Genomic DNA, 6,973 nt, shown 5'->3' on the forward strand with positions numbered 1-6,973 from the left:
GCTACGACCGCCGCAGTTCGAAGGTGGTGGTGCCGACCTTCACGGGCGTGTCCAGCGGCACCTTGGTGGGCGCGCCGACACGGCGGCCGTCGAGGAAGGTGCCGTTGGTGGAGTCGAGGTCCTGGATCATCCACTCGTCGTTCCAGAGGAGAAGGCGCGCGTGGTGGGTCGAGGTGTAGTCGTCGCGGATGACCAGCGTCGACTCCGCGGAGCGGCCGATCGTCAGCGGGTCGCCGGTCAGCTCGAGCTCGGTGCCCCGCTTGGGGCCCGAGGTGATCACGAGGCGCTGCGCCGTGTGGACTGTGGCGGCACCTCCCTGCTCGGCGCGCTCGGCGGCGGCCTCGCGGCTCCTCCGGGCCGAGGGGGCCGACGGGGAGGCGGGCTGCGCGGGCGCGGGAGCCGGGGCGGCCGCGGCGACCACGGGCTGGGCTGCCGTCACGAACGGGGCCTCGGGGGACGCGGCCTGCGCGCCGGGCGGCAGCTTGCGCACGCGCTGCCCGAACAGGTCGGAGCGCAGCGCGTAGACGATGCCGAACACGAAGAACCACAGCAGCGCGAGGAACGCGATGCGCAGGAGGAAGAGAGTGAGCTCGCTCATAGCCGGTCGTCCCAGAATCCCTCGGAGCCGCGTCCGGCTGCCCTGCCGGACGACGGGCGGTCGGTGCGTGCGGGCGCGGAGCCCTGCACGACGCGGTAGACGATCGAGGTGCGCCCGATCGTGATGGTCTGCTCGGGGGCCAGGGGCGCCTGCGTGACGGGCCGGCCGTCGAGCTTGGAGCCGTTCGTGGACCCGAGGTCGTGCACCTGGGCGCGGGAGCCGTCCCAGAGGATCTCGACGTGCTTGCGGGAGGTGCCCGAGTCGTCGACGGTGATGTCGGCGTCGCTGCCGCGGCCGATGACGGTGCGCGCCTTCGTGATCGGGTGGCGCCGGCCGTCGATGTCGAGGACGGGCGTGTAGGCGACGGTGCCCTTCACGCTGCGGGAGTCGACCTCGACCATGCCGTCGCTGAGCGCCGGATCGACGGCGAGGGAGATGTCGATCGGGCCGGGGAAGCGGAAGCCCTGCTTGGTGGCGTGCTCGGTGGCCACGGTGGTGAGCTCGTCGATCAGCGTGGCGCCGAGACGCTGCATCCGGTCGAGGTCGGTCGCGGACATCCGCAGGACGAGGCTGTTGGGGACGAGGATGCGGTCGCGGCTGACCACGGCGGCGGTGGTGTCGAGCTCCCGGCGGAGGGCGGAGGCGAGCTCGACCGGCTGCAGACCCGACTTGAAGGTCCGCGCGAACGCGCCGTTGACGACGCGCTCGAGTCCCTTCTCGAAGTTGTCCAGTATGCCCACAGTCTTCCGATCTTCCGGTTCTTCGCCTTCTCGGCGGTCGCGCACGGATCGAGATGTCTGCGCGCCCGTCGCCGCTTCCTCTTCTTGGTCTGCGCCGCGCACGGCTACGGGCATGTTACTGGGATGGTCTGGATGCGCGATCCTCCGCAGTGGTTTCGCGGCCGGAGTGCCGTGTGCGCGCTCTCACCGGGGCGGCCCGGTGGCGGCTCCCGGGGGAGCTCCGGCCCGGGGCGGCGGGTGCCGGTTCGGCTCGGAGGCCGGGGGATGCTACGATTTCTCGTCGGCGCTTCGGTGCCGCTGGTGAGCGCGAGTGGCGGAATAGGCAGACGCGCACGGTTCAGGTCCGTGTGCCCGAAAGGGCGTGGGGGTTCAACTCCCCCCTCGCGCACCAGAGTTCATGAGAACCGGAGTTCGAGAGAACCGGGTTCGAGGGAACCGGAGAGAAGCCCCCGATCGGATGTCCGGTCGGGGGCTTCTCCCGTTCCCGGGTGCGGTGCGCTCCGGGGCGGGCTCCTGTCGTGTCGTTCTCTCGTACGGCGTCCCGCGGAGGGGCGGTGTTCACCGGGAGGTCGGCGCGAGGTCGTCCGGCGCGGGCACGCTCGCGGGGTGATCGCCCTCCGTGCCGACGTGTCCGCCCTCGATACGCAGGCGCTGCCCGAGCTGCTCCGACGCCTCCGCCGGCACCGGAGCGTGCAGGTGGGGGAGTGCCAGTGGATCGCGGTGCTGCCCGGATCGGGCCCGGTGCTGCTGACGGCCGGCGACCGGCTCGTGCTCGACCTGCTGATCGAGCGGCGCGCGCTGCTCCCCGTGGTGATCGACGCGCTCGAGGCGGAGCTGCGCAGCGGCGGCTTCCGCGAGCGGATCGCGCTGAGCTGGAGCACGCCGGACACGGTGCCCGTGCTGCTGCGCTGACGGCTCGCGGTCAGCGGCGGGTGAGCTCCACGACCGGGATGATGCGGGTGGTGCGCTTCTCGTAGTCGAGGAAGCCGGCGGAGGCGGTGGTGAAGCGGGCCCAGCCGGCGTCGCGCTCCTCCCCGGCGAGGACGCGCGCCCGGACGTCGACGGTGCCGTCGTCGGGGGTCTCGATCGCCAGGTCCGGGTGGGCGATCGTGTTGTGGAACCAGGCGGGGTGCTTCGGCGCACCGGCGGCGGACGCGGCGAGCAGCCAGACGTCGTCGGAGGGGTGCAGCGCCATCAGGGGAGTCACGCGCTCCTCACCGGAGCGGGCGCCGCGGTGGTGCACCAGCACGAGGCTCCTCCCGAAGCCGCTCGTGGTCACGGTCCCGCCGTTCGCGCGGAACTCCTCGATGATCGTGTCGTTCCAGTCGGCCATGCTCGTCCTCCTCGACGCGGTGCCGGCACTCGAAGGCCGGGGTCAGGCGCGGGCGCCCAGGGCGTCCTCGCGGCTGCTGCTCCCACCCGGCGGCTGCGCGCCCCCGGTGACGGCGGCGGGATCCGCCAGCGCCCGCCGCCAGGGTAGCTCCGCGGCGCCGACGAGTTCCAGCCTCGAGCGCAGGGCGGCCCGCTCGATCCGCACGCCGCGCGCGAGGTCGCTCAGGGCCCGGGCGGAGACGCGGGCGGCGAGGCGCTCGCGGTCGACGGTGAGCAGCGAGCCGAGGAAGCCGCCCAGCACGACCGCGGTGGGGTTGAAGAGGTTGATGTAGGTGGACAGGCCCTCCGAGAGTAGGTCGACCTGGCGGGCGACCTCGCCGAGGACGGCGGGGTCGCGGGAGGTGCCCAGGGCGATGTCGAGCTCGTCCTGGTCGAGGACGCGGGCGCCGAGGACGTCGAGGAGGGAGCGCATCCGGACCTCGGCCTCGAGGCAGCCGCGCCGGCCGCAGCCGCAGAGGCGGCCGTTCGTGGCGACGAGGGTGTGGCCCAGCTCGGCCGCGAACCCCGAGGAGCCCTGGAGCGGGACGCCGCCGATGATGACTCCTCCGCCGATGCCGCCCGCGCCGCCGGTGACGTAGACGACGTCGGCCACGCCGTGCGCGGCTCCGAAGAGGGACTCGCCGATGGCGCCGAGGGTCGCGTCGTTGCCGACGGCGACCGGGAGGTCGAGGGCGCGGCTCAGCTGGGTGGCGAGGTCGACGTCGCGCCAGCCCAGGTGCGGGGCGCGGTGGACGAAGCCGGAGTCGGCCTGGACGAGGCCGGGGACGGCGACGCCCGCGCCGACCAGCGTGCGGAGCGACTCCCGCTCGGAGCGGAAGCCCTCGACGATCCCGGTGACGACGCGGACCACCGTGGCCGGGCTCGCGGGCTTGGGGGTGTCGAAGCGGACGCGGCGCAGCAGCTCGCCGTGCAGCCCGACCAGGCCGACGATGATCGCGTCGGTGTCGAGGTGGACGCCCACGGCCGCGAACCGGTCGCCGGGGACGACGGTGGCGCTGGGGCGGCCGATGCGGCCGTCGGGCGCGGTGGTCTCCTCCGCCACCCAGCCGAGCTCGCTCAGCTCGCCGACGAGGTTCGCGACGGCGGAGCGGTTCAGCCCGGTGAGGCGGCCGAGCTCGGCGCGGCTGGTGGGACCGGAGCGGTGCACCAGGGTCGCGAGGCTCGCGAGGTTCGTGCGGCGCAGCAGCGCGTTGCTGGAGGCTCCGACTGCTCCTGCCATGATCGCCTGCCTGTCGCTGGACCCCGACGGGTCTCGGATGCACTCGGGCGCGGCTCCCCCGAGGAGAAGCCGCGCCCGAGAACTGTAGAAGAGAAGGACGAGGAGCGCCGCTGGGCGGCGCCCGGCGTTCGCCTAGCGGCCGCCGGCGCGGCGCTTGTTGAAGATGTCGAACGCCACCGCGAGCAGGAGCACGAAGCCCTTGATCGCCATCTGCCAGGCCGCGTCGACCGAGAGGATGGACAGGCCCATGTTGAGCACGCCCATCACGAGTCCGCCGATGACGGCTCCGACGACGGTGCCCACGCCTCCCTGGACGGCGGCGCCGCCGATGAAGACCGCGGCGATCGCGTCCAGCTCGTAGTTCTGTCCGGCCGAGGCGACCGCACCGCCGGCGCGGGCGGTGCTGACGATGCCCGCGACTCCGGCCAGTGCGCCCATGTTGACGAAGATGAAGAAGTTGACCCACTTCGTCTTGACGCCGGACATCATCGCGGCGAACAGGTTGCCGCCCATCGCGTAGATGTGGCGGCCGAAGACCGTCCGGCCGAGCACGAAGCTGTAGGCGAGGATCAGCACGGCGAGCACGATCAGGATGATCGGGGTTCCGCTGTAGCCGGCGAGCAGCCAGGAGAGGGCCATGATCGCGATGACGGCGATGGCCGACTTCGCCACCAGCGAGCCGATGGGCTCGCGGGGCAGCTCGAGGCGGCGGAGGGTCGCGCGGCTGCGGAGCTGCTGAGCCACGAGGACGACGCAGACGATCAGGCCGAGGACCAGGGTGAGCGCGTCGCGGCCGGCGATGCCGCCGAGGACGCCCGGCAGCCAGCCGGCGCCGATCGCGGTGAACTCGGTGGGGAGGCCGTTGATCGTCCCGCCGGTGAGGAGGACGAGGGTGAAGCCGCGGAAGATCAGCATGCCCGCGAGGGTCACGATGAACGCCGGTATGCCGACGAAGGCGACCCAGAAGCCCTGCCATGCTCCGACGGCGGCGCCGGTGACGAGGGCGACGACGACGGCCGCCCACCAGGGCAGGCCCCAGTTGTTCATCGCGATCGCCGAGATGGCGCCGACCATCGCCACGACCGAGCCGACCGAGAGGTCGATGTGGCCGGCGATGATGACCATCACCATGCCGATCGCGAGGATCAGCACGTAGGCGTTCTGCTGGATCAGGTTGTTGACGTTGCCGGGCAGGAGCAGGCGCCCGCCGGTCAGCACCTGGAAGAGCAGGATGATGATGGCCAGCGCGGCGAGGATGCCGTACTGCCGGAGGTTGATGTTCAGCCGGCGCGAGCGCTTGGGCGGGGTGGAGGGCGTGTTGGCGGGCGTGTCCGCCGGCGCTGTGGTGGTCGTGGCGCTCATCGGGCCTGTTCCTTTCCGGCGGTCATGTAGTGCATGAGGTGCTCCTGGGTGGCGTCGGCGCGATCGATCTCGCCCGTGATCCGTCCCTCGGAGATGGTGTAGATGCGGTCGGCGAGGCCGATCAGCTCGGGCAGCTCGGACGAGATGACGACGACCGCCTTGCCCTGGGCCGCGAGCTCGTTGATGATCCCGTAGATCTCGTACTTGGCTCCCACGTCGATGCCGCGGGTGGGCTCGTCGAGGATCAGCACGTCGGGACCGGAGAAGATCCACTTCGAGAGGACGACCTTCTGCTGGTTGCCGCCGGAGAGCTTCCCCGTGACGGCCGAGACGGTCGGCGCCTTGATGTTCATCTTCGATCGGTACGAGTCGGCGACCTTGTACTCGCGGTGCTTGTCGATCACGCCGAGCCGGGCCAGCCGCGAGAGCGCGGCGGCCGAGACGTTGACGGTGATGTCGCCGATGAGGTTGAGCCCGTAGCGCTTGCGGTCCTCGGTCGCATAGGCGAGGCCGTTGCGGATCGCCTCGTCGACGGTGCGGGTCTGGATCTCCTCGCCGTCCTTGTAGACGCGGCCGGAGATGCCGGTGCCGTAGCTCCTCCCGAAGATGCTCATCGCGAGCTCGGTGCGTCCGGCGCCCATCAGGCCCGCGAAGCCGACGATCTCGCCGGCGCGGACGGTGAAGGAGGCGTCGTCGACGACCACGCGGTTGATGTCGACGGGGTGGTGGACCGTCCAGTTCTCGACGCGCAGCTTCTCCTCGCCGATCTGCGGGTCGCGCGGCGGGAACATGCTGTTGAGGTCGCGGCCGACCATCGCGCGGATGATCCGGCTCTCGGACGCCTCCTCGCCGGCCATCGGGAAGCTCTCGATGGTGCGGCCGTCGCGGATGATCGTGACGGTGTCCGCGATGGCGCGGATCTCCTTCAGCTTGTGGCTGATGATGATGCAGGTGATGCCCTGCTTGCGGAGCTGGTCGATCAGGCCGAGCAGGTGGTCGCTGTCCTCGTCGTTGAGGGCGGCGGTGGGCTCGTCCAGGATGAGGAGCTTCACCTCCTTGGCGAGGGCCTTGGCGATCTCGACGAGCTGCTGCTTGCCGACGCCCAGCTCGAGGATCTTGGTCGCGGGGCTCTCGGCGAGGCCGACGCGGGCGAGCAGCTTGGCCGCCTCCGCGTTGGTCGCGTTCCAGTTGATGACGCCGCGGGTCGACTTCTCGTTGCCGAGGAAGATGTTCTCGGCGATGGAGAGGTAGGGGCTGAGGGCGAGCTCCTGGTGGATGATCACGATGCCGTCGGCCTCGCTGTCGTTGATCGACCGGTACTGCGCCTCCTCGCCCTCGAACTCGATGGTGCCCTCGAAGCTGCCGTACGGGTACACGCCGGAGAGGACTTTCATCAGGGTCGACTTGCCGGCGCCGTTCTCGCCGCAGATGGCGCGGACCTCGCCGGGCTGGACCGAGAGCGAGACGCCGTCGAGGGCGCGGACGCCGCCGCCGAACTCCTTGACGATGTCGCGCATGATGAGGATGGGACTGGCCAACAGGGCCTCACTTCGTTGGGGGGGAGTGGTGTGCGGACGTCGACTACTGCGCGACCTTCGACAACTACAAGGTCGGCAAGCTCCAGGGCCAGTACATCGAGTCGACCCTCGACCTGAAGAACGC

7 protein-coding genes and 1 tRNA gene are annotated in these 6,973 nt (G+C 71.2%); 2 read left to right on the forward strand and 6 right to left on the reverse strand.

Annotated features, from left to right (window positions below):
* Position 1: 1 nt before the first annotated feature.
* Both C5D04_RS12615 and C5D04_RS12620 read right to left on the reverse strand, forming a co-directional pair.
* Entirely contained in the window at positions 2-598 is a 597-nt protein-coding gene (locus C5D04_RS12615) for an FHA domain-containing protein (protein ID WP_104225776.1), read from the reverse strand.
* Positions 595-1,338, reverse strand: a complete 744-nt coding sequence (locus C5D04_RS12620; RefSeq protein ID WP_104222658.1) for a DUF3662 and FHA domain-containing protein — start codon at positions 1,336-1,338, stop codon at positions 595-597. Before C5D04_RS12620 ends, C5D04_RS12615 begins: the two co-directional genes overlap by 4 nt.
* 304 nt (positions 1,339-1,642) lie before the next feature.
* On the opposite strand from C5D04_RS12620, the gene C5D04_RS12625 reads away from it, so the two are divergent.
* Positions 1,643-1,729: transfer RNA gene (locus tag C5D04_RS12625), tRNA-Leu, on the forward strand.
* Positions 1,730-1,944: 215 nt separating this feature from the next.
* Complete coding sequence (locus C5D04_RS12630; protein WP_104250258.1) at positions 1,945-2,250, forward strand: hypothetical protein; 306 nt, start codon at positions 1,945-1,947, stop codon at positions 2,248-2,250.
* A gap of 10 nt (positions 2,251-2,260) precedes the next feature.
* On the opposite strand, the gene C5D04_RS12635 is transcribed toward C5D04_RS12630, so the two are convergent.
* The 4 genes from C5D04_RS12635 to mmsA all read right to left on the reverse strand — a co-directional run bounded on the left by C5D04_RS12635 (position 2,261) and on the right by mmsA (position 6,828).
* Positions 2,261-2,671 (reverse strand): nitroreductase/quinone reductase family protein, encoded by a 411-nt coding sequence (locus tag C5D04_RS12635; protein ID WP_104347783.1) that lies wholly within the window; start codon positions 2,669-2,671, stop codon positions 2,261-2,263.
* A gap of 42 nt (positions 2,672-2,713) precedes the next feature.
* The gene (locus tag C5D04_RS12640) at positions 2,714-3,949 is read right to left on the reverse strand and encodes an ROK family transcriptional regulator (protein WP_104222655.1); all 1,236 of its coding nucleotides are present in this window, start codon (positions 3,947-3,949) and stop codon (positions 2,714-2,716) included.
* 132 nt (positions 3,950-4,081) lie between these two features.
* The gene (mmsB, locus tag C5D04_RS12645; protein WP_104222654.1) at positions 4,082-5,311 is read right to left on the reverse strand and encodes a multiple monosaccharide ABC transporter permease; all 1,230 of its coding nucleotides are present in this window, start codon (positions 5,309-5,311) and stop codon (positions 4,082-4,084) included.
* Positions 5,308-6,828, reverse strand: coding sequence for a multiple monosaccharide ABC transporter ATP-binding protein (mmsA, locus tag C5D04_RS12650; RefSeq protein WP_104347784.1), 1,521 nt, complete (start codon positions 6,826-6,828; stop codon positions 5,308-5,310). Before mmsA ends, mmsB begins: the two co-directional genes overlap by 4 nt.
* Positions 6,829-6,973: the final 145 nt, after the last annotated feature.

It is taken from the genome of Rathayibacter sp. AY1D2, assembly GCF_002932695.1.
In the GTDB taxonomy this organism is placed as follows: domain Bacteria; phylum Actinomycetota; class Actinomycetes; order Actinomycetales; family Microbacteriaceae; genus Rathayibacter.

Bases quoted from the DNA above. Each gene is read 5' to 3' on its own strand.
- mmsB (WP_104222654.1), bottom strand. From the start codon at position 5,311: ATGAGCGCCACGACCACCACAGCGCCGGCGGACACGCCCGCCAACACG.
- C5D04_RS12615 (WP_104225776.1), bottom strand. From the start codon at position 598: ATGAGCGAGCTCACTCTCTTCCTCCTGCGCATCGCGTTCCTCGCGCTG.
- mmsA (WP_104347784.1), bottom strand. From the start codon at position 6,828: ATGCGCGACATCGTCAAGGAGTTCGGCGGCGGCGTCCGCGCCCTCGAC.
- C5D04_RS12635 (WP_104347783.1), bottom strand. From the start codon at position 2,671: ATGGCCGACTGGAACGACACGATCATCGAGGAGTTCCGCGCGAACGGC.
- C5D04_RS12640 (WP_104222655.1), bottom strand. From the start codon at position 3,949: ATGGCAGGAGCAGTCGGAGCCTCCAGCAACGCGCTGCTGCGCCGCACG.